Source organism: Streptomyces sp. 351MFTsu5.1 (assembly GCF_000383655.1).
GTDB classification, from domain to species: domain Bacteria; phylum Actinomycetota; class Actinomycetes; order Streptomycetales; family Streptomycetaceae; genus Streptomyces; species Streptomyces griseorubiginosus.
In genome coordinates this window covers 477,186-498,025 of record NZ_KB911775.1, presented here as the reverse complement: position 1 = coordinate 498,025, position 20,840 = coordinate 477,186, and the positions used below count along the sequence as shown (strand labels likewise).

Genomic DNA, 20,840 nt, shown 5'->3' with positions numbered 1-20,840 from the left:
TGCAGTCGATGCCGAGGCAGTTACGCGCTGAACAGACCCGAGCGACGATCATCACCGCCGCCGCCGATCTGTTCGACCGTCGTGGCTATGAGTCGACCAGTCTCAGCGACATCGTCGAGCACGCCCAAGTCACCAAGGGCGCCCTGTACTTCCACTTCGCGGCCAAGGGCGACCTCGCCCACGCGATCATGGAGATACAGTCCCGGACCTCGCGCCAGGTGACCGGAGAGGTGGAGGCCCGCGGCTGCACCTCGCTGGAGGCGCTGGTCCGGATCACCTTCCAGATAGCGCGGTTGTCGGTCGAGGGACCCGTGCTGCGGGCCGGACTCCGGCTCGCCACCGGCGGAGTCGAGGTGCGGGAGCCGCTGCGGCACCCGTTCACGGAGTGGCTGGACCTCGCGACCGCCAAACTCCTCGGCGCGGTCAAGGAGTCCGACCTCCACCCGGACACCGACGTCGACGCGATGGCGCACTCCCTGGTGTGCTTCTTCGTCGGCACCCGCGTGGTGGGGCGGCACCTGGAGCCGGTGGGACGACAGCCGCGCCGGCTCGCCCAGATGTGGCACGTCATGATCCGGGGCGTGGTGCCGGTGCCCCGCAGGGCCAGGTATCTGGCCCTGGTGAGTCAGCTGGAGCAGGAGTCGAGGGCCGGCTGAGAGGTGGTTACAGTCGGCGTATGTCTCCCAGCGCCGCCGTCGTCCTCGCCAGTGAACCCGGCTCCTTCCCCCACAGCGTGCTCGCCGAGCGGCACCCCGCGATCATCGCGCAGGTGCGGGAGGCCTTCCCCTACGGCCCCGAGCAGCACCGCGCCCTCGACGCCCTGCTCGACAACTGCACCAAGGGCGTGATCGAGCCGCTCCCCGGCGGGGCGTGGGCCGAGTGGGAGATCGGCACCTACGCCGGGCAGTCCTGGTTCGACGTGCCCTGGCTGTGGTCGGAGAGCTACTTCTACCGCCGGCTTCTCGACGCCGTGGGCTACTTCGCGCCCGGCCCCTGGCAGGGCATCGACCCCTTCCGGCCCTCCAAGCTCACCGAGCTCGACTCCCCGGAGACGGACCAGGAACTGGCCGCGCTGGACGAACTCGCCTCCCGGCCCGTCGAGGAGCGCGGCACGGCCCTGCTGCACGGGTCGCTCTGGGGCAACCGCGCCGACCTCGGGTTCCGGCTCTCCGACGGCGAGGCCGAGGGCCGGGACGCCGTACCCGATCTGGTCGCCGACGACAGCGAGAGACTGTGGACACGGCTCGACGGCACCGGCACGCTCTGCCTGATCGCCGACAACGCCGGCCGTGAACTCGTCCCCGACCTGCTCCTCCTCGCCCACCTCCTCGAACACCGGCGGATCGAACGGGCCGTCCTGCACGTGAAGCCGTACCCCTACTACGTCTCCGACGCGACCACCGCCGACGTCGTCGACGCCCTGCGCCGGCTGGTACGGGCGCCGGGGGAGGCCGCGCGGTACGGACGGCGGCTGTGGGACGCCATGGCGGACGGAGCGCTCGTCGTCCGTGCGCACCCGTTCTCCTGCGCCCCGCTGCCCTACGCGGACATGCCCGACGACCTGCGTACGGAGATCGGCCGGGCCACGCTGACCGTCCTCAAGGGCGACCTCAACTACCGGCGCCTGGTGGGGGACCGGTGGTGGCCGCCGACCACGTCCTTCGCCGAGGCGACCGCCTACTTCCCGGGACCGGTGGCCGCGCTGCGCACCCTCAAGTCCGATGTGGTCACCGGGCTCGACGCCCGCACGGAGGCCGCGCTGGTCGAGGCGGAGGGGCAGCGCTGGCGGACCGGCGGCACCCGTGCGCTCATCCAGGTCCGGCCCTGAGGAGCGTTATGCTGCCGACCTGTACCGGTGGGCTGCCGTACGTCCCGCCGACGGGCAGCGAAAGAGGACCCCATTGACCCCGCGGTACCTGAGCAATCCTGGGGAGCCCGTCTACGACGTGGACGCACGCCGCTACCTCGACGTCACCGACCCCCGTGACGAGGCCGACCTCCACGACGTGTTCACGGACATCTACCGCACCAACCGCTGGGGTTCCGACGAGACCCGCTCCGGACCGGGCTCCGAGCTGCAACGCATGAAGCGGGTCATCGCCCGACTCGGGCTCCTCATCGCGGACCTGGGCATCCGGTCGGTACTGGACGCCCCCTGCGGCGACTTCAACTGGATGCGCCACGTCGACCTGCACGGCGCCACCTACCTCGGCGGCGACGTCGTCGCCGAGCTCGTGGCGGCCAACAGCGCCGACCACTCCGCGCCCGGGCGGGAGTTCCAGCTGCTCGACTTCACCGCGCAGCCCGTGCCGCGCGTCGACCTCATCGTGTGCCGGGACGCCCTCGTGCACTTCTCCTACCAGCATGTCGTGGAGGCGCTGACCCGGTTCCGGGAGAGCGGCTCGCGCTATCTGCTCACCACGACCTTCTCCCGGACCCCGGCCAACACCGACATCGTGACCGGCTGGTGGCGCCCCATCGACCTGTGCAAGGCGCCCTTCGGCCTGCCCGAGCCGCTCCAGGTCATCGGCGACGAGGAGTCCGACGACTTCTACGACGACAAGGTGCTCGCGCTCTGGGACCTCGGGCAGATCCCGGCCCGCTTCCCGGGCTACGAACCGGCGGCGGCCGAGTCGGGGTCGCGGGGAGCCTGATCCCCCTGCGCGGCCCGCAGCCGGGCCAGCGCCTCCCCGGCGGCCAGGGTCCGCGGATGCCGTGGCCCCAGCACCTCCTCGCAGACCTCCCGTACCTCGGTGAACTCCGCTTCTGCCTGGACGAGTTCACCCTTGAGGCACAGCAGGTCGGCCAGGTTGTGCCGGACCGCCAGGGTCCCCGGGTGGCGGGGCCCCAGGGTCTCCACGCAGTCCGCGAGGACCGTGCGGTACTCGGTCTCCGCCCGCTCGACATGCCCGCGCAGGTGCAGGACGTGCGCGGCGCCGTGCCGGACCGACAGGGTCAGCAGGTGCTGTTCGCCGAGCACGGTCCGCCGGGCCTCGTAGACCTCCCTGAACTCCTGCTCCGCGGCCGCCAGCCGGCCCTGGTCCTTGAGCAGGTCGGCGAGGTTGTGGCGGACCGCGAGCGTGCCGGGGTGACGGGGCCCCAGGGTCTCCACGCAGTCCGCGAGGACCGTGCGGTACTCGGTCTCCGCCCGCTCGACATGCCCGCGCAGGTGCAGGACGTGCGCGGCGCCGTGCCGTACCGAGAGCGTCAACAGGTGCTGCTCGCCCAGCACTTCGCGCCGCGCCGCGTACACCTCCCGGAACTCCGCCTCCGCCGCCTCCAGTTGGCCCCGCTCCATCAGCAGGTCGGCCAGGTTGTGACGGACCTCCAGGGTGTGCGGGTGCATGTCGCCGAGCAGCCGGCGCTGCACCTCGAAGACCTCCCGGAACTCCGTCTCCGCGTCCCCGGGCCAGCCCCGGTCGCGCAGCACCGTGGCCAGGCCGTACCGGGCGGACACGGTCTCGGGGTGATCCTCGCCGTAGGCCTCGGCGCGGGTCGCGAGCACCGTGCGGAACTCCTGCTCGGCCTCGGCGAGCAGACCCCGGTCGCGCAGCACGCCGGCGAGGTCGTGCCGGACCGCGAGCGTGCTCGGGTGGCGTTCGCCCAGCACCCGCGCACACACCTGGAGCGTCTCCCGCAGCTCCGCCTCGGCCTGGCCGAACATGCCGCGCTCGTGCAGCACCTGGGCCATCTCGTGCCGGGTGGCCAGGGTGTCGGGGTGGTGGGCGCCGAGCGTCTCCCGGTAGGCGTCCAGGAGCAGGCGGTACTCCTCCTCGGCCTCCGCCAGCAGTCCCCGGTAGCGGGCCATCCACGCCACACCCTTGCGGGCGGCGAGGGTCCCGGGGTCGCGCTCGCCCAGCAGGGCCCGGCGCGTGGCGTGCACCGCGCGGTACTCGGTCTCCGCCTCGACCGGGCGGCCCCGGCCGTGCAGCAGGTTCGCGAGCGCGTACCGGGCGTCCGCGGTCTCGCCGGAAGCGTCGCCGAACAGGGCACGGGTGTCCGCCAGCACCGTGCGGAACAGCGACTCGGCCGCCGCCAGCCGACCGCGCATGTGCAGCAAGTGGGCCGCGGCGGCGCGTACTTCGAGCGCGTCGGGATCGTTCGGGCCGCACGCGAGCACCACCGGCTCGCAGGCGTCGAGCACCTCCTCCGCACGGTCCAGCCAGCCTCGCCGGAACAGATGCCGGGCCCCGGCAGCCGCCGCCCTGAGCGCCTTCGAGACCAGCTCGTCCTCGGCCTCGTGCGGGTCGCCCATCAGGGCCAGCGGGGCGTCGCAGTGCGGGAGCAGCAGCCGCCAGCGCGGCCAGTCGCGCGGGTCGTCCTCGCTCAGCTCGGCGGTGGCGCACACGACCAGGTCGGCGACGACGGCCGCGTACTCCTCCCAGTGCTCGGCGAGGTCCCGCTGCAGCCGGCCCGCGTCCCGGACCAGCGGGTGCAGCACCAGGGTGCGGGCGTGGTCGTCGCCGCCGGGCGGGGTGTGCAGTTCGACCAGGCCGAAGTCGGCGAGCGCGGTGAGCGCGGTGTACAGCTCCTGCGGTGTGATGCCGGGCAGCAGCGAGGAGGCGGCCAGCCGGTCCGGGCGTAACAGGCCGACCAGTGGCACCGGGGCCTCGCCCAGGCAGCACAGCAGCCGCATCAGCGGCCGGGCCTGGACGATGCCCCGCCGCTCCAAAAGGTCGAGCGACAGCTCCCAGGTACCGGTCACCGGTACCGAGTAGGTGCCGCCCTGCTGCCCGGGCGGGCGTTCGTCGAGGAGTTCGGTGAAGCGCTCGTCGAGGGCCACGCGGTAGTCGGCGTACGTCCGTACGGTCGTCGTGCCCGGCCAGGCGGGGAAGGCGGAGGCCGCCGCGAGGTGCGACCCGGCGATGCGCAGCGCCAGCGGCAGCCCGCCGAGCCGCCGGGTCAGCATCCGGGCGTCCTCGCGGGAACCGGCCCGCTCCCCGGCGAGGTCCCAGAGCACCTCGGTCGCGTCGTCCTCCTCCAGGGCGTCCACCGAGTGCAGCGTGGCCCACGGCCCCCAGGTCGTCGGGCTGCTGTCCCGGCTGGTGATCAGCACCAGACCGGGCAGCTCGGCGGCGGGCCGGATCCAGCCCGTGCCCTCCGCCAACCGGCCGTAGGGCGCGAGGTGTTCGGGCTCGTCGGCGTTGTCCACCACCAGCAGCCAGGGGGTCGCGGTGTCGCACAGTCGGCGCCACAGCAGGTCGGTCGCGCTCGAACGCCCCGACCAGGCACGGTCGATGAGATCGGCGGGGGTGCCGAGCGCCGCCACCACCTCGCGCATCCCCGCGCTCAGCGCGGCGGGGTTCTTCGCCGTCACCCACCACACGTCGACGTTGAGGGCGGCGGCGTGCGCCGCGATCTCCAGGGCGACCGTGGTCTTTCCGCTGCCGCCCATGCCGTGCAGCACTCGCACACCCGAAGTCGGCTTGCCCACCAGCTGCTTGAGGGTGTCGAGGAGCGGTCCACGGCCGCGCACCCGGCGGTCGAGCCGGCCCAGCGGAGGCGCCACGGTCAGCGCGCCCGGGGCGCGGGCGGGCTCCAGCGGGGCCGCGGGCTGCTGGACCTGGATGAAGACCGGGCGCACCACCCCGGAGAACTCCTGCACGAACTCGGTCAGCAGTCCGGCCAGTTCCGGATTACGGTCCAGCAGGCCGCGCAGGGTGCTGCCCCACTCCTCCCGCTGCTGGCGCAGGATGACCTGCTGCCGCCCCGGCGGCGCCGCGTCCAGCTCCGCCCGGGCCGCCTCCAGCCGCTCCACGTCCTCCCGGCGCAGGAACCGTGCGATCCGGTGCCTGGCCACCTGCCAGGCGTCCGTGGTCATCAGCCCCACCATCGTGCCCGCGGCGGCGGCAGCGGTCTGGGTGAACAACTCTGCCCCGAACATCGAGGACCCCCCTGTCGGCACACACCTCGACGGCTACGTCCGAACCCCTCTCCCGTTTTCAGGTTCTCATGTCACGAGGTGGGACATCGCCGAGTTCGACGCGACATCGTACGGATCCGCGCGTGGAGACGGGAACGCCACAAACGCCGTCCGTCGTGTCCGGATTCACCCCCGATTCACGCGATGGTGTGATCATGTCCCGGCTCGCGGATGGCACTTGAGGGCCCTGGGTAGGGCCCGGCTCATGACGCAGCAGCCCTTCGAACTTCCGCACTTCTACATGCCGTACCCCGCGCGGCTGAACCCGCACGTCGACGAGGCGCGCGCCCACTCGACCGCGTGGGCGCGCGAGATGGGCATGCTGGAGGGGTCCGGGATCTGGGAGCAGTCCGACCTCGACGCACACGACTACGGACTGCTCTGCGCCTACACACACCCCGACTGCGACGGCCCCGCGCTCTCGCTGATCACCGACTGGTACGTGTGGGTGTTCTTCTTCGACGACCACTTCCTGGAGATCTTCAAGCGCACCCAGGACCGCGCCGGCGGCAAGGCCTACCTGGACCGGCTGCCGCTGTTCATGCCGATGGACCTCACGACCCCGATGCCCGAGCCCGGGAACCCGGTCGAGGCGGGCCTCGCCGACCTCTGGACGCGCACCGTGCCGTCGATGTCCGCCGACTGGCGCCGCCGCTTCGCCGTCGCCACCGAGCATCTGCTCAACGAGTCCCTGTGGGAGCTCTCCAACATCAACGAGGGGCGGATCGCCAACCCCGTCGAGTACATCGAGATGCGCCGCAAGGTCGGCGGCGCCCCGTGGTCGGCCGGGCTCGTGGAGTACGCGACCGCCGAGGTCCCGGCCGCGGTCGCCGGGTCCAGGCCGCTGCGCGTCCTCATGGAGACCTTCTCCGACGCCGTGCACCTGCGCAACGACCTGTTCTCCTACCAGCGCGAGGTCGAGGACGAGGGCGAGCTCAGCAACGGCGTGCTCGTCCTGGAGACCTTCTTCGGCTGCACCACCCAGGAGGCCGCCGACACCGTCAACGACGTCCTCACCTCCCGCCTCCACCAGTTCGAGCACACCGCGCTGACCGAGGTGCCCGCCGTCGCCCTGGAGAAAGGTCTCTCCCCGGCCGAGGTGGCCGCCGTCGCCCAGTACACGCAAGGGCTCCAGGACTGGCAGTCCGGCGGCCACGAATGGCACATGCGCTCCAGCCGCTACATGAACGCCCGCGCCGAGACCACCTCCCCCTGGCAGAGCCCGACCGGCCCCGGCACCTCGGCCGCCGACGTCGGCGCCCTGCTCGCCGCGGCCGGCGCCGAGCGGCTGCGCGCCCACACCCATGTCCCGTTCCAGAAGGTCGGGCCGTCGCTGCTGCCCGACTTCCACATGCCGTTCCAGGTCGAGCACAGCCCCCACCTGCCGGGCGCCCGCCCGCGTCTCGTCGAGTGGATGCACCGCATGGGAATGCTCCAGGAGGGCGTCTGGGACGAGGACCGGCTCGCCGCGGCAGACCTCCCGCTGTGCGCCGCGGGCATCGACCCGGACGCGAGCGCCGAGGCCCTCGACCTCAGCTCGCACTGGCTGGCCTGGGGCACCTACGGCGACGACTACTACCCCCTCGTCTACGGAGCCCGCCGCGACCTCGCCGCCGCCCGCCTCACCACCCACCGGCTCTCGCAGTGCATGCCCCTCGACGGCGAGCAGAGCCTCGTACCCGGCAACGGCATGGAACGCGGCCTGACCGACCTGTGGGCCCGCACCACGGCCGGGATGACCCCCGACCAGCGGCAGACCCTCAAGGACGCCGTGAACGCGATGACCGAGAGCTGGGTGTGGGAGCTGGCCAACCAGATCCACCACCGCGTCCCCGACCCCGTCGACTACCTGGAGATGCGGCGCACCACCTTCGGCTCCGACCTCACCATGAGCATGTGCCGGATGGGCCACGGCCCCGCCGTACCGCCCGACGTCTACCGCAGCGGACCGGTCCGCTCCCTGGAGAACGCCGCCGTCGACTACGCCTGTCTGCTCAACGACGTCTTCTCGTACCAGAAGGAGATCGAGTACGAGGGCGAGATCCACAACGCGATCCTCGTCGTGCAGAACTTCTTCGGCATCGACTACCCGACCGCGCTGCGAGTCGTCCATGACCTGATGACCCAGCGCATGCAGCAGTTCGAGCACGTCGCCGCGAACGAACTGCCCGTCGTGTACGACGACTTCGGGCTCTCGGAGGAAGCTCGCGAGGTGATGCGCGGCTATGTGGCCGACCTCCAGAACTGGATGGCCGGCATCCTGCACTGGCACCGCACGGTCGACCGCTACAAGGCCGACTACCTGGCCGGCCGCACCCACGGCTTCCTGCCGGACAGGGCCCCGACGCTCCCCATGGCGGGCTGACGGGACGGCGGTGGGCGGGGGCGACGGGGGCAGGTGGGGTGACCCGGGGGCAGGCGGAGTCGGGGTGCCTACCCGCTTCGGGTTCGCCGGACCGTCCTGCGGCCGACCGTCCTGCGCCGGACCGCCCACCGTCGCGACCGCCGGCGCCCCGACCGTCGACCACGCTCCCCGCGCTCGGGGTGGGCCGCGCGGGCTGACGCACCCCGCGCGGGCACGCTCCAGCACGCTCGCGTCGGCGGCCGGGCGGAGCCGCCGCGGACCCCGGACCTGCTGGTTCCGGCCGCTTCCCACTCCTGACCACCGGTCAGTCTCACTCGTTCGTGGCTCGTCACGCGCTCGTGCGCCGGGTAGTCACCACCCGGTGGTGATCCAGCCGGAGGCGATCCATGGAACAGACAGCGTTGCGTCCCAAGCCGATGCCCGGTCAGGAGACCGGGGGCGGCAGGAAGCCCCGGTCCGCCCGGCGCCCGCACGCCGCGCGCCGGCGCGGACGCCGGTTCACGAGCGTGCTGTTCGGCCTGCTCGTCGCGTTCGTTCTGGTGCTGTCGGGGGTGGGGCTCGGTGCGGTGGGTACCACCGTGATCGGCATGGACAGGCTGGCCGAACTCCAACGGCAGGTCGGCCTGCACCCGGGCGGACCGTCCGCCCCGGCGCACCCGGGTCCCGCCCGCCCGTCCCCGACACCGCCGCCCGCCCCCTCGGCCGCGGCCGCCGTCGCGACACTCGGCCTGGAGGTCGTGGATGCCGAGAAGGCGGGCGCGCTGGTCGTCGGCGTCCATGTCCCGGGCCCGGGCTACACCGCGGGCCTGGTCCGCGGTGACGTACTGCTCGTGTTCGGCCGTACCCGCATCGACACGGCCGACGACCTCGCGCGAGCCGTCGCCCACGCCCGCTCCGGCCGCGAGATCGTACTGACGGTCCGCCACCGCAGCGGGGGCTACCAGCAGCTGACGGCGGTGCCGGGCGTGCTGACGTGAACCCCCTCACGGCGCCGCGACCCCGCTGACCAGCGCCGGGCGGCGGGTGATGCCGGTCGGTCCGCCGAAGCGAGCCTCGGCCCTCCGGCTCTCCTCACCACACTCCGTCACCGGTAGGCCTCGCATGGTGCCGAGCGGTCCCCTCATCGGCTCCCGCTCCAGCGGGCGCCGGCGTCCAGAGCACGTCTCCGGGCGCCGTACTGCTGCTCCCCACCCCCGCACGGCCGGAGGAGTCCGTCAGCCCGTCGTGCGGCAGCGCTCTTCTCGCGAGCCGCCCGAAAGACCTCGCAACCGGCTCGCGCGCCCCACGTCGGGCGGGCAGGATGCTGCCCAAGACCCACACCCGCCCAGGGAGGCCCCGATGACCGGCACCGCAGCGCCCTTCGCCGCCGACGACTACCGGGCCCGCATGGAGCGCGCGGCCCGGTCGGCCGCCGAGGCAGGGCTCGCGGGGCTGCTGGTGGCCCCGGGACCGGACCTGGTGTGGCTCACCGGCTACGCGCCCACCGCCGCCACCGAGCGCCTCACCCTGCTCGTCCTCGCCCCCGGCCAGGACCCCGTCCTGGTCGTCCCCGCCCTGGAGGCCCCGGACGCCGCCAAGGCCGTCGGCGCGAGCGCCCTGACCCTGCGGGACTGGACGGACGGCAAGGACCCCTACGCCGTCGCCGCCCCCCTCCTGGACGCCGGCGGCCGGTTCGGGATCAGCGACAACGCCTGGGCCATGCACCTGCTGGGCCTCCAGAAGGCGCTGCCCGGCACGTCGTACGCCTCGCTCACCGAGGCCCTTCCGATGCTGCGGGCGGTCAAGGACCGGGCGGAGCTGGAACTGCTGGCAGCGGCGGGGGCGGCGGCCGACGCGGCCTTCGAGGAGGTCCGGAAGCTCCCCTTCGGCGGCCGCCGGGAGTCCGAGGTCGCCGCGGACCTCGCCGACCTGCTGCGCCGCTTCGGCCACTCCCAGGTCGACTTCACCATCGTCGCCTCCGGCCCGAACGGCGCCAACCCGCACCACGAGGTGGGTGACCGGGTCATCGAGCGCGGTGACATGGTCGTCCTCGACTTCGGCGGCCTCAAGGACGGCTACGGCTCCGACACCTCCCGCACGGTCCACGTCGGCGAACCCACCGCCGAGGAACGCCGGGTGCACGACCTCGTCCGCGCCGCCCAGGAGGCGGGCTTTCACGCGGTACGGCCCGGAGCGGCCTGTCAGGAGGTCGACCGGGCCGCCCGCGCGGTCATCGCCGACGCCGGCTACGGCGAGTACTTCATCCACCGCACCGGGCACGGCATCGGCGTGACCACCCACGAGCCGCCGTACATGATCGAGGGCGAGGAACAGCCCCTCGTGCCGGGGATGTGCTTCTCCGTGGAACCCGGCGTCTATCTGCCGGGCCGTTTCGGGGTACGCATCGAGGACATCGTCACCGTCACCGAGAACGGCGGCCGCAGGCTCAACGACACCATCCGCGAGATGGTCATAGTGGACTGACCCGACCCCAGGAGCCCCCTCCACCCCTCGAACGACTACGGCGCGACATGACCCAGGCACCGACACCCACCGCGGACACGGTCCGCCGACTGGTCCGTTCCCTGCTCAAGGACGGCCTGTCCGACACCGGCCCGTCCGACACCGGCCCGTCCGACACCGGCGGGCCCGAGGTCAGGCCCGTCACCGAGATCGGCGCGCACTCCACCTGGTGGGTCGGCGCCCGCCATGTGCTGCGGCTGTCCGAGGACCGCGCGGCCGCCGCCCGCCGACGCCGCGAACTGCGTCTGCGCGACCTGGTCCGCCCGCACGTCCCGGTCGCGGTGCCGACCAGCGTGGCGCAGGGCGAGTGGGCGCCCGGCCTGGCCTACACGCTGGACACCAGGATCCCCGGCGGCTCGGCGGAGGAGCACGACGTCTCCGCCGTCGGCGAGGCCGACCTGGCCGGGCTCCTCACCGGGCTGCGCGAGGTGCCCGTACGGCAGGCCGAGGCGCTCGGCGTCCCGCGCGTCGCCCCGCGCTCACTGGAGGCGCTGCGCAGACAGGCCGGCCGGGCCGCCGAACTCCTGGGCGCTGCCGACGAGTTCGACCCGGCCCGGCTCCACCAGCTCACCTCGGCCGCCGCGGTCCAGCTCGCCGCACAGCCCGGCAGCGCGGTCCTCGTGCACCACGCCCTGACCGGCGAGCACCTCGTGGCCAGTGCCGACGGCCGGGTACGGGGCGTGCTCGACTGGACCGACACGGTCGTCGGCGACCCCGCCGAGGACATCGCGGGCCTCGCCCTCGCTGTCGGCGCGCCCGCGGCCGTCCGCGCCGCCACCCTCGCGGGGTACGGTGCCCGGCCCTGCCTGCGCGGTCTCTGGCTGGCCCGCTGCGACACCGTGCTCCACCTCGCCGCCGGCCTGGACCACCGGGAGGACGCACCCCTGGGGCTGCTGAGGGCCCGGCTGGGCCGCGCCTGGGAGGCGATCCTGCTGGAGCGGGTCACCGAGCTGCGGGACGAGGAGCCGGACGACGCGGAGCCGTAGGGGCTCCACCGCGCTCCGGACACAGGCCGCTCCACCCGCGGGCCGCTCCAGCGGCAGGCCGTTCCACCCGTAGGGCGCTCCACCCGTGGGTGGCTTCCTTCTCGGACCGTCTCCACCTGCGTATTTCCACCCTCCGTCCACCCCCGGGCCGAGGCGCACGACCGTGCCCGAGCCGGATAGTCGACGCATGACGATCTCCGACTGGCTCATCGACGTGGCCCTTCTCCTCGTGGTCTTCCGGCAGCTCCGCGAGGAGAGACTGACCCTGCGCACGGTCCTGCTGCCCCTCGCGCTGATCACCTGGGCCGGGACCACCTACCTCCACCACATCCCCACGGCCGGCAACGACGCGCTGCTGATCGCGCTGTTCGCCGCGACCGGAGTCGCCTTCGGCCTGGCAGGGGGCCTGATCACCCGCGTGCGGTTCGCCGACGGACACGTGCGGGTCAGGGCGACGTGGGGCGCGGCGGCCCTGTGGGTGGTCAGCATGGGCTTCCGACTCGGTTTCGCGGTCTGGACCTCCCACGCCTCCGGTGCGGCGCATGTCGCCCGCTTCTCCGCCGACCACGACATCACCAGCGGACAGGCCTGGGTGGCCGCCCTGATTCTGATGGCCTTCGGCGAGGTCATCGTCCGTCTCGGCGTCATCGTCGCCCGTGGCCTGCGCATACGGGCCCGCCACCAGGGAGTGCCCGCCGTGTCCGCCCTCGTCTGAGCCGGGAGGCGAGCGGAATCCATGGCGTCACGCCTGGAGCAGCACCACGCACGACTCGCCGGGAACATGCAGCACTCCGTCCGTGCCCGGCGCCTCCACCGGCTCCCAGGCCGCTAGGACGCGGGCCTCGCGGGGCCCGAGCGGGATGGCCGCCGTCGACTTCGCGAGGTTCACGGCGACCCGGACGTCCCCGCGGCGGAAGGCGAGCCAGCGTCGGCCCTCGTCATGGGCGACCTTGGTGTCGGCGAGGTCGGGGTCGGTGAGGTCCGGGTGCTCGTGGCGCAGCGCCAGGAGCCGGCGGTACCAGGCCAGCACCCGCGCGTGGGGCTCACGGTCGAGCTCGGACCAGTCGAGGCAGGAGCGGTCCCGGGTCGCCGGGTCCTGCGGGTCGGGCACGTCCTCCTCGGCCCAGCCGTGCTCCGCGAACTCCCGGCGCCGGCCCCGTCGTACGGCCTCGGCGAGTTCGGGATCGGTGTGGTCGGTGAAGAACTGCCAGGGCGTGCCCGCGGCCCACTCCTCGCCCATGAACAGCATGGGCGTGAAGGGCGCGGTCAGCACCAGCGCCGCCGCGCAGGCCGCCAGGCCGGGGGAGAGGGACGCCGCCAGCCGGTCGCCCTGGGCGCGGTTGCCGATCTGGTCGTGGGTCTGGGAGTAGCCGAGCAGCCGGTGCCCGGCCGTGCGGGTGCGGTCCAGCGGACGCCCGTGGCTGCGGCCCCGGAAGCTGGACCAGGTGCCGTCGTGGAAGTAGCCGCCGGTGAGGGTCTTGGCGAGCGACGCCAGGGGGGCGCGGGCGAAGTCGGCGTAGTAGCCCTGGGACTCGCCGGTGAGCGCGGTGTGCAGGGCGTGGTGGAAGTCGTCGTTCCACTGCGCGTGCAGCCCGAGACCCCCCTGGGCGCGGGGGGTGATGAGCCGGGGGTCGTTGAGATCGGACTCGGCGATCAGGAACAGCGGCCGCCCCAGGTCGGCGGCGAGGGCGTCGACCGCCGTCGACAGCTCCTCCAGGAAGTGGCAGGCGCGGGTGTCCGCCAGCGCGTGCACGGCGTCCAGGCGCAGTCCGTCGATCCGGTAGTCCCGCAGCCAGGAGAGCGCGCTGCCCAGCAGATACGCGCGCACCTCGTCCGAGCCCGGCGCGTCCAGGTTGACCGCGGAACCCCAGGGAGTGTGATGCGTGTCCGTGAAGTACGGCCCGAAGGCGGGCAGGTAGTTGCCCGACGGGCCCAGGTGGTTGTGCACCACGTCCAGCACGACCCCGAGACCCAGTTCATGCGCCCGGTCCACGAAACGCTTCAGGGCCTCGGGGCCGCCGTAGGGCTCGTGCACCGCCCACAGGGAGACCCCCTCGTACCCCCAGCCGTGCCGCCCCGGGAAGGGGCACAGGGGCATCAACTCGACGTGGCTCACGCCGAGTTCGACGAGGTGCTCGAGGCGGCCGGCGGCCGCGTCCAGGGTGCCCTCGGGCGTGTAGGTGCCCACGTGCAGCTCGTACAGGACCGCGCCCGGCAGGGGGCGGCCGGTCCACCGGCTGCGCCACGCGTGGCGCTCGTGCTCGACGACCGCGCTGAGCCCGTCCGGTCCGTCCGGCTGGCGCCGCGAGCGCGGATCGGGCAGCACCGGGCCGTCGTCCAGCGCGAAGCCGTAGCGGGTGCCGTCCGCGGCCTCCGCCTCCGTCCACCACCATCCCGCGCGCTCCGGATCGCGCTCCAACGCGCGCGTGGCGCCCTCGCAATGGAGCGTCACACGGCCGGCCTGTGGTGCCCACACCTCGAACTGCACGGACGGTCCCCTTCGTCGGCTCATCCGGATCCAGCCCGTCCATGGTGCGTCAGACGCGATCAATCCGCCTCGGAATCAGCCCCTTTGCCGCAGGTGTCGTCGGGTACGCGCGCGTGGCGGCCGTTGTCTCGTTTTCTGGACACCCGGGGTTCACTGCCCGACAATCACGAACGTGACGTCGTCCTTCGAGTTCAACACGTACCCCGCGCGGCTCTCCGACGTGGAGCGCGACAAGGCGCTGAAGGTGCTCCGTGACGGCGTCGCCATGGGCCGCCTGTCGCACGACACCTTCGTGCGCCGCATGGAACTGGCCCTCGTCGCCCGCCGGTCCGACGAACTCGCCGCGCTCACCGCCGACCTGCCCCAGGAGAACCGCGTCGCCCGGCTGGTGTTCGGCACCGTCGAGGCCGTCTCCGGCTTCACCGTACGGCTGCGCAGGGCGTGGCAGGCCGAGCGGCTGCCCAAGCTGCTGCTGCCGCACCCCGGCAGCGGTCACGCGCTGCGCATCGGCCGGGACCCGGCCAACGGCCTCAGGCTGACCCACGAGACGGTCTCCCGTGTGCACGCCGAACTCAGCCGCCAGGGCGGGATGTGGGTGCTGCGGGACCTCGGCTCCACCAACGGCACCACGGTCAACGGCCGTCGGGTCATCGGTGCCGCCGTCGTCCGCGAGGGCGACCAGGTCGGGTTCGGACGGATGGCCTTCCGGCTCGCGGTGAACTGAGCCCAAGCTCACCTCTGGCCTGGGCTTTACGTGCCGTCGCGACCCAAAGCCCTTTCCTTCGCACGGTGTTGACGTAACCGTCAAGTCGTGACTGACTGTGCGTACACCATGCACACCAGGTGAACCGACGGCACCACATTGTGGAGGTGTGCCCTGCCGCCCCTCCTCCGTTACCCGACCGTCGACGAGCTGGGCGCACGGGCCGCGTCACTCGTCGCCCGCCATCCCGCGGACGCCCGGCTGCGCCGGGTCGGCACCTCACGGGCCGGCAGCCCCCTGTGGCTGCTCTCCGTCGGCCACGGCAGCCGCCAGGCCCTCGTCGTCGCCGGACCGCACGCCAACGAGCCCGTGGGCGGCGGCACCGTCCTCAGACTCGCCGAGCGGGCCCTGGCCGACCCCCGCCTCACCGCCGGGGCCGACGCCACCTGGAACCTCCTGCTCTGCCTCGACCCCGACGGCCTGCGGCGCAACGAGGGCTGGCTGCGCGGCCCGTACTCCCTCGACCGCTACTTCCGGAAGTTCTTCCGGCCCGGCTTCGGCGAACAGCCGGAATGGCTCCCGGACGGCGCGCAGGCCGCGGCGCTGCCGGAGACCCGCACCCTCCTCGCCCTCCAGGACGAGCTGCGTCCCTTCCTCCAGTGCTCCCTGCACGGCGTCGACGTCGGCGGCGGCTTCGTCGAACTCACCCGCGACCTGCCCGGCCTCCCCCGGCACGTCGCCCACACCGCCGCCGAGCTGCACATCCCGCGCGAGTTCGGCCCGTACGACACGCTCTACTGGCCGTGCCTGGGCCCCGCCGTCTACCGGATCCCGCCACCCCGCCGCGGTGACCTGGCCGCCGCCATAACGGAAGCCGCCGTCGAGTCGACCTGGTACCACCCGCACCCGTACGGCACCGTGACGGCCGTCGTCGAAGCCCCCATGTGGGGCGTGGCCGGCGTCGAGGACGCCGGCCTGCCGCCCGATACCGCTGCCGTCCTGCGGACCGTCAGCCACACCCTGCGCCGCGACGCACGGCTCCTCCAGGACGTCCTGGCGCGGATCCGCCGCTATGTCTCGGACGCCCCGGACGCCGCCCGGCTGCTCGCCCCGGTCGACGACTATTTACTGGTCTGCCCGGGGCTCGCCGACGCCTGGGACCCCGACGTCACCGGCAGCGGCCGCCCGCTGCCCCCGCTCAGCGTCGGCCATCTGGCCGCCCTGCGCATCGCCGGCCGGCGCCTCGCCCTGCGCACCGCCGGACTCCTCCACCAGCTCGTGATCCGCGCGGGCACCGACCCGGCCGGCGCGCTGCCCGAGCTGGACCGGCTGATCGACCTGTGGTGCGCCGACTACCGCGACGGCTGCGGGGCCCGCTGGATCCCGGTCCCGCGCCAGATCGAGTACCAGTCCCGGGTCGTGCTCGCGGCCTTCGAACTCGCCGCACGGGACGCGCCCGCGCGCTCCCGTTCGGGTGAGCCCGGGTGGGGATCCGAGGCCGCCGTGCCGATGCATCGGGAATGACGCACACCCACACAGCGACAGCACTGCGACGAGCGGCCCGCACGGGTCTGACGGCGGCGGCCGTCCTGCTGGCCGCCGCGGCCCCCGTCTCGGCGGGGGACCGGTCCGTCGGCGACTACCTCTACCTCACGGTCACCAAGGGCGACAGCCGCTCCAGCGACACCCGCGGCACCCTCCTGCTGTGCGACCCGCCCCAGGGCCACGGCCGCGCCGCCGAGGCCTGCGCCCAGCTCGACGCGGCCGGCGGCGACATCGACGCCCTGCCTGCCGCCGACGTCTTCTGCCCGATGCTCTACGCCCCGGTCACCGTCCAGGCGCGCGGACAGTGGGACGGCCGGCCCGTCGAGTACCGCCGGACCTTCTCGAACGGATGCGTGATGCAGGCGCGGACCGGGGCGGTGTTCGCGCTGGAGAGCTGACCCGCCCGCAGCGAAGCACGGGCGCACGCGCGCGTGGCGCCGCGTCACTCTCGGTCCGCCCGGTCCCGCGCGTGCAGTGCCACCGTCACGACCGTGCGGGCCTGGTGCTCCACCTGGTGCTCCAACGGCACCCAGCGGGCCCGGAAACGCTCCGCGAAGGCGTCGCTCCAGAGCCTGACGAGGTGTTCGAGGCCTGGCGCAGCGCGGTCGTCGTTCTCCCGGAGGACCCGCAGCAGCATGGCCGCCACCCGCAGCGGCAACCGCCGGGAGAACGCGTCCACACTGCCGATGTACGCCCGGGTCCCGTCGGCGGGACGGGTGTGGATCCAGTCCGCGGCCAGCCCCGGCACCAGCTCCAGACCCCAGGTGGCCGCCCGCAGCAGGGGCCCGTCCACCCCCTCGAGACGCGGCCGCGCGTCCCCGAGCACCCGCTCCACCGTCCGCGCCTGCCGCAGCAGCCGGCCCGCCAGCCGCCGTATCGCCGCCGCCGGGTCCGGATGCGGTGCCGGATCGTCCACCAGGTCGCTCGCCCACATCGGCACCTCGACGACCGCGGTCAGACCGCCGTACCGGTGCGCGTGGTACCAGGTGCTGTGCCGGGCGTCGTCCGGCATGCTCGGGTACGCCGCCCCCGCGCCCGGCGCCGGCATCACATGCACTCCCGGCCCCGACGCCGGCCAGCCCGCCGCGTCCGAGGCGCTGGTCTCCACCGGAATGTGCAACTCCGCCGCGGACTTGGCGAACGGCTCGGCGAGACCGGGGACGTCCTTCGTCAACTGCACCCAACTGCCGCCCAGATCGGTGCCGTGCAGGGTCACCTGGAGGTAGGGCCGCAGTTCGTCGATCACCGCGGTCAGCGCGCGGGTCTCGGGCGGCAGCCGGTCGGGCGGCAGCATCGACGGCGCCCACTCCGGCTGCTCCGCACCGGCCGGCCGGAAGAACCCGAGGTGGTAGTCGAACAGACTGCGGGGCGCCGGGGTGACATGGAGACTCGCCCCGTCGGGATCCGCGCACAGCAGGAAGTGCCAGGAGGTGTCCGCCCGCAACTGCCGCTCGGCCAGGACCCGTTCGGCCACCGCCAGCGCCGCGGGGCCGCCGGCGGGTTCATTGGCGTGGGCGCCCGCGACCACCAGGACGGCCCGCCGGGCGTGGCCGACCGACAGCAGCTGCAGGGGCCTGCCCGCGCGCGAGACACCCACCTGCCGCAGTCGGCAGACACCGGGTCGCATGGCGGCCAACGCCCTTGCGGACAGCACAAGTTCGGGCACCGTGGGGTAGCGCAGCTCCGGCAGGAGACTCACCCCCGACATGTCCGACCGGCCTCGCAATCCGCAGTACCCCACGGTCCGGTTGAGCTGTCAAGGACGCCGTGGGGGAGGCGCCAGGGGGCGCCCGGAGGCAACGCGCCGGCAGCGGGCACAACCGTGGACGCCGAAGGGCGGCCCGCGCCCCCGTACCGCAGGCGCCCGCCCGGCGGTCACCGCAGGTCCGCGCCCTCAGGACGGCCGGCCGTGCCCCGGGCGCGGCCCGCGCTCACCCGGCCGCAGCCCGCCGCTCCAGCAGCGCCACCGGCGACGCCCCGAACAGGTCGGCCAACCGCATCTGTCCCGAGAACTCCCGCTCCGGCACCAGCACGTCGCTCCACACCCCGGGCGGCAGCGGCAGCACCGTCTCCTCCCAGCCGCCCGCCTCCGCCAGCCGCAGCGACAGCCGGGTCACCGCCGTGAGCACCTCCCCGGAGCGCGTGAAGGCCACGCAGTGCGCCGCGGCGGGCCCCTCGGCGGCCAGCGGCTCATAGGCCGCCGACGCCCCGAAGACCTCCGGCCGCCGCCTGCGCAGCCGCAGCGCCGCCGCGGTGAGCGCGTCCTTGTCGCCGGAGTCCTCCGGCGGGAAGCGCACGGCCCGCCGGTTGTCCGGGTCCACCAGCGCCAGGTACTCGCCCTCGGTGCCCTGGTACACGTCGGGCACCCCCGGCATGGTCAGCTGCACCAGGGCCGCGCCCAGCACATTGGCCAGGATGTGCGGCCGCAGCCGGTGCCGCAGCTCGGCCACCCGCTCGCCCTGCGGCCCGCACGGCCCCGCCGCGACGAACGCCGCCACGGCCTCCTCGTACGCCGGCTCCTGCTCCGTCCAGCTCGTGTACAGGCCCGCCTCGCGCACATGCTTCAGCAGGGCCTCCCGCGCCCGCCCGGGCTCCGCGGGGCCGAGCCCGAACACCGTCTGCCAGGCCGCCCAGGCCAGTTGCGCGTCCGGCACCCCGTCACCGGTGCGTGTCACCTCCGCGAGCGTGTCCGCCCACCACCCGGGGCACTCGGTGAGCACGGCCAGCGCGGCCCGCACGTCCGCGCTGCGCTTGGTGTCGTGCGTGGAGGCGACCGTCCCCGTCAGCGGCCAGTCGCGCTGCACGCGCGCGCAGTACGTGTGGAACTCCTCCGGGGAGACCGCCGGGCTCCCGGGGTTCCCGCCGACCTCGGTCGCCGACAGCAGCGGCACGTACCGGTAGAACGCCGTGTCCTCCACGGACTTGGCCCGCAGTGCCGACGAGGTCTGCGCGAACCGGGTCCGGAACTCCACGTGCTCCGGCCCGTCACCGGCCCGCCCCAGCACCAGATCCCGTACGACGTCGACGGCCTCCGCCTCCTCGGGGACCGCGAAGGCGAGCCGGGCCTCGGCCGCGGCCTCCTCGGTGACCACGGCGGCGGCGTCCGAGGAGGCGTAGGGCCGGTAGACCTCCATGCGCACCAGGAGCTCCACCAGCGCGGTGCGCAGCGCCCAGGGCGCCCGGTCGCGCAACGCGGGCTCCGGGGACGCGGCGCACACGCGGACCGCCGCCCGGGTCAGCCGCTCGGTCTCGGCCGCCAGCTCGTGCGTGATCACCTTGTACGCCGCCCGCCGTACCGTCGCCGCCCAGTCGCCGCCACGGTCCGTCTGGGGGGCCGCGAACCGCCGGTACTGGCCGAGGAGCTCCCCGAACCCCGCCGGGTCCGTGAAGAGCCCGTCGAGGTGCCTCAGGGCGTCGTAGCCGGTCGTCCCGGCCACCGGCCAGGAGGCGGGCAGGTGCTCACCGTCGGCGAGGATCTTCTCCACGACCGTCCAGCGGCCGCCGGTCGCCTCGTGCAGCCGCCGGAGGTAGCCGTCGGGGTCCGCGAGGCCGTCCGGGTGGTCGATCCGCAGCCCGTCCACCACGCCCTCGTGCAGCAGCTGGAGGACCTTGCCGTGGGTGGCCTCGAACACCTCCGGGTCCTCCACCCGCACCCCGATCAGCTCGGAGATGCTGAAGAAGCGCCGGTAGTTGAGTTCCGTACGGGCCAGCCGCCACCAGGCGAGGCGGTACCACTGCGCGTCCAGGAGCTGCGGCAGCGGCAGCTCCGCGGTGCCCTCGCGGAGCGGGAAGACGTGGTCGTGGTAGCGCAGCACCTCGCCGTCCACGGTGAGGCTGCCCAGCTCCGCGCCGACCGGGCGCCCCAGCACCGGCAGCAGCACCTGGCCGTCCTGCGCCTCCCAGTCGATGTCGAACCAGCGCGCGTACGGCGACTTCGGGCCCTCCCGCAGCACCTCCCACAGGGCGCGGTTGTGGCGCGGGGCCATCGCCATGTGGTTCGGCACGATGTCCAGCACCAGGCCCAGTCCGTGCTGTCGCGCGGTGCCGGACAGCGCCCGCAGCCCGTCCTCGCCGCCCAGCTCCTCGCGCACCCGCGCGGGGTCGACGACGTCGTAGCCGTGCGTCGAACCGGGCACGGCCTCCAGGACGGGCGACAGGTGCAGATGCGAGACGCCGAGCGAGGCCAGGTACGGCACGGCGGCCGCCGCGGCCCCGAACGGGAACTCGGGCTGCAACTGGAGCCGGTACGTGGCCGTCGGCACCGCAGGGACGGATCGCTCAGGTGTCATGCGAACCTACGTACCCGCCCTGCGGCCTTTCGTGTCATC

The 20,840-nt window shown here is 73.7% G+C and carries 15 protein-coding genes; 11 read left to right on the top strand and 4 right to left on the bottom strand.

Annotated features, from left to right (window positions below; translation table 11 throughout):
• The first annotated feature begins 8 nt into the window (after nt 1–8).
• The 3 genes from H295_RS0102155 (at nt 9) to H295_RS0102145 (ending at nt 2,654) form a co-directional block, all read left to right on the top strand.
• Nucleotides 9–656 (top strand): ScbR family autoregulator-binding transcription factor, encoded by a 648-nt coding sequence (locus H295_RS0102155; RefSeq protein ID WP_020133700.1) that lies wholly within the window; start codon nt 9–11, stop codon nt 654–656.
• Nucleotides 657–676: 20 nt separating this feature from the next.
• Nucleotides 677–1,828 (top strand): damage-control phosphatase ARMT1 family protein, encoded by a 1,152-nt coding sequence (locus tag H295_RS0102150; protein ID WP_020133699.1) that lies wholly within the window; start codon nt 677–679, stop codon nt 1,826–1,828.
• 73 nt (nt 1,829–1,901) lie between these two features.
• On the top strand, nt 1,902–2,654 hold the full coding sequence (locus tag H295_RS0102145; RefSeq protein ID WP_028808972.1) for a class I SAM-dependent methyltransferase: 753 nt from the start codon (nt 1,902–1,904) through the stop codon (nt 2,652–2,654).
• Here H295_RS0102145 and H295_RS0102140 read toward each other — a convergent pair.
• The gene (locus tag H295_RS0102140) at nt 2,612–5,884 is read right to left on the bottom strand and encodes a tetratricopeptide repeat protein (RefSeq protein ID WP_028808971.1); all 3,273 of its coding nucleotides are present in this window, start codon (nt 5,882–5,884) and stop codon (nt 2,612–2,614) included. The genes H295_RS0102145 and H295_RS0102140 overlap by 43 nt on opposite strands.
• Nucleotides 5,885–6,128: 244 nt before the next feature.
• Here H295_RS0102140 and cyc2 point away from each other — a divergent pair, with 244 nt between their 5' ends.
• The 5 genes from cyc2 (at nt 6,129) to H295_RS0102115 (ending at nt 12,491) form a co-directional block, all read left to right on the top strand.
• Entirely contained in the window at nt 6,129–8,288 is a 2,160-nt protein-coding gene (gene cyc2 / locus H295_RS0102135) for a germacradienol/geosmin synthase Cyc2 (protein WP_020133697.1), read from the top strand.
• Between the two features lie 386 nt (nt 8,289–8,674).
• On the top strand, nt 8,675–9,265 hold the full coding sequence (locus tag H295_RS0102130; RefSeq protein ID WP_028808970.1) for a PDZ domain-containing protein: 591 nt from the start codon (nt 8,675–8,677) through the stop codon (nt 9,263–9,265).
• Between the two features lie 361 nt (nt 9,266–9,626).
• A complete protein-coding gene (locus H295_RS0102125; RefSeq protein WP_020133695.1) occupies nt 9,627–10,751 on the top strand; it encodes an aminopeptidase P family protein in 1,125 nt (374 codons plus the stop codon).
• A 47-nt stretch (nt 10,752–10,798) separates the two neighbouring features.
• On the top strand, nt 10,799–11,776 hold the full coding sequence (locus H295_RS0102120; protein WP_020133694.1) for an aminoglycoside phosphotransferase family protein: 978 nt from the start codon (nt 10,799–10,801) through the stop codon (nt 11,774–11,776).
• A 187-nt stretch (nt 11,777–11,963) separates the two neighbouring features.
• Complete coding sequence (locus H295_RS0102115; protein ID WP_020133693.1) at nt 11,964–12,491, top strand: hypothetical protein; 528 nt, start codon at nt 11,964–11,966, stop codon at nt 12,489–12,491.
• Between the two features lie 27 nt (nt 12,492–12,518).
• Here H295_RS0102115 and treZ read toward each other — a convergent pair whose 3' ends face one another.
• Nucleotides 12,519–14,264: a malto-oligosyltrehalose trehalohydrolase gene (gene treZ / locus H295_RS0102110; RefSeq protein ID WP_020133692.1), complete on the bottom strand. Its 1,746-nt coding sequence runs from the start codon at nt 14,262–14,264 to the stop codon at nt 12,519–12,521.
• 172 nt (nt 14,265–14,436) lie between these two features.
• Between treZ and H295_RS0102105 the strand changes: the two genes are divergently transcribed.
• The 3 genes from H295_RS0102105 (at nt 14,437) to H295_RS0102095 (ending at nt 16,910) form a co-directional block, all read left to right on the top strand.
• Nucleotides 14,437–14,988 (top strand): DUF1707 and FHA domain-containing protein, encoded by a 552-nt coding sequence (locus H295_RS0102105; RefSeq protein WP_020133691.1) that lies wholly within the window; start codon nt 14,437–14,439, stop codon nt 14,986–14,988.
• 138 nt (nt 14,989–15,126) lie between these two features.
• Nucleotides 15,127–16,491: a M14 family zinc carboxypeptidase gene (locus H295_RS0102100; RefSeq protein ID WP_020133690.1), complete on the top strand. Its 1,365-nt coding sequence runs from the start codon at nt 15,127–15,129 to the stop codon at nt 16,489–16,491.
• Complete coding sequence (locus H295_RS0102095) at nt 16,488–16,910, top strand: SSI family serine proteinase inhibitor (RefSeq protein WP_020133689.1); 423 nt, start codon at nt 16,488–16,490, stop codon at nt 16,908–16,910. The genes H295_RS0102100 and H295_RS0102095 overlap by 4 nt, the downstream gene beginning before the upstream one ends.
• A gap of 44 nt (nt 16,911–16,954) precedes the next feature.
• Here H295_RS0102095 and H295_RS0102090 read toward each other — a convergent pair whose 3' ends face one another.
• Together H295_RS0102090 and treY are read right to left on the bottom strand one after the other, a co-directional pair.
• Nucleotides 16,955–18,211 (bottom strand): M14 family zinc carboxypeptidase, encoded by a 1,257-nt coding sequence (locus H295_RS0102090; protein ID WP_028808969.1) that lies wholly within the window; start codon nt 18,209–18,211, stop codon nt 16,955–16,957.
• 232 nt (nt 18,212–18,443) lie between these two features.
• Entirely contained in the window at nt 18,444–20,801 is a 2,358-nt protein-coding gene (gene treY, locus H295_RS0102085; protein ID WP_028808968.1) for a malto-oligosyltrehalose synthase, read from the bottom strand.
• Nucleotides 20,802–20,840 lie beyond the last annotated feature (39 nt).

Bases quoted from the DNA above. Each gene is read 5' to 3' on its own strand.
- H295_RS0102095 (WP_020133689.1), top strand. From the start codon at position 16,488: ATGACGCACACCCACACAGCGACAGCACTGCGACGAGCGGCCCGCACG.
- H295_RS0102120 (WP_020133694.1), top strand. From the start codon at position 10,799: ATGACCCAGGCACCGACACCCACCGCGGACACGGTCCGCCGACTGGTC.
- cyc2 (WP_020133697.1), top strand. From the start codon at position 6,129: ATGACGCAGCAGCCCTTCGAACTTCCGCACTTCTACATGCCGTACCCC.
- H295_RS0102155 (WP_020133700.1), top strand. From the start codon at position 9: ATGCCGAGGCAGTTACGCGCTGAACAGACCCGAGCGACGATCATCACC.
- H295_RS0102140 (WP_028808971.1), bottom strand. From the start codon at position 5,884: ATGTTCGGGGCAGAGTTGTTCACCCAGACCGCTGCCGCCGCCGCGGGC.
- H295_RS0102130 (WP_028808970.1), top strand. From the start codon at position 8,675: ATGGAACAGACAGCGTTGCGTCCCAAGCCGATGCCCGGTCAGGAGACC.
- treY (WP_028808968.1), bottom strand. From the start codon at position 20,801: ATGACACCTGAGCGATCCGTCCCTGCGGTGCCGACGGCCACGTACCGG.
- H295_RS0102115 (WP_020133693.1), top strand. From the start codon at position 11,964: ATGACGATCTCCGACTGGCTCATCGACGTGGCCCTTCTCCTCGTGGTC.
- H295_RS0102150 (WP_020133699.1), top strand. From the start codon at position 677: ATGTCTCCCAGCGCCGCCGTCGTCCTCGCCAGTGAACCCGGCTCCTTC.
- H295_RS0102125 (WP_020133695.1), top strand. From the start codon at position 9,627: ATGACCGGCACCGCAGCGCCCTTCGCCGCCGACGACTACCGGGCCCGC.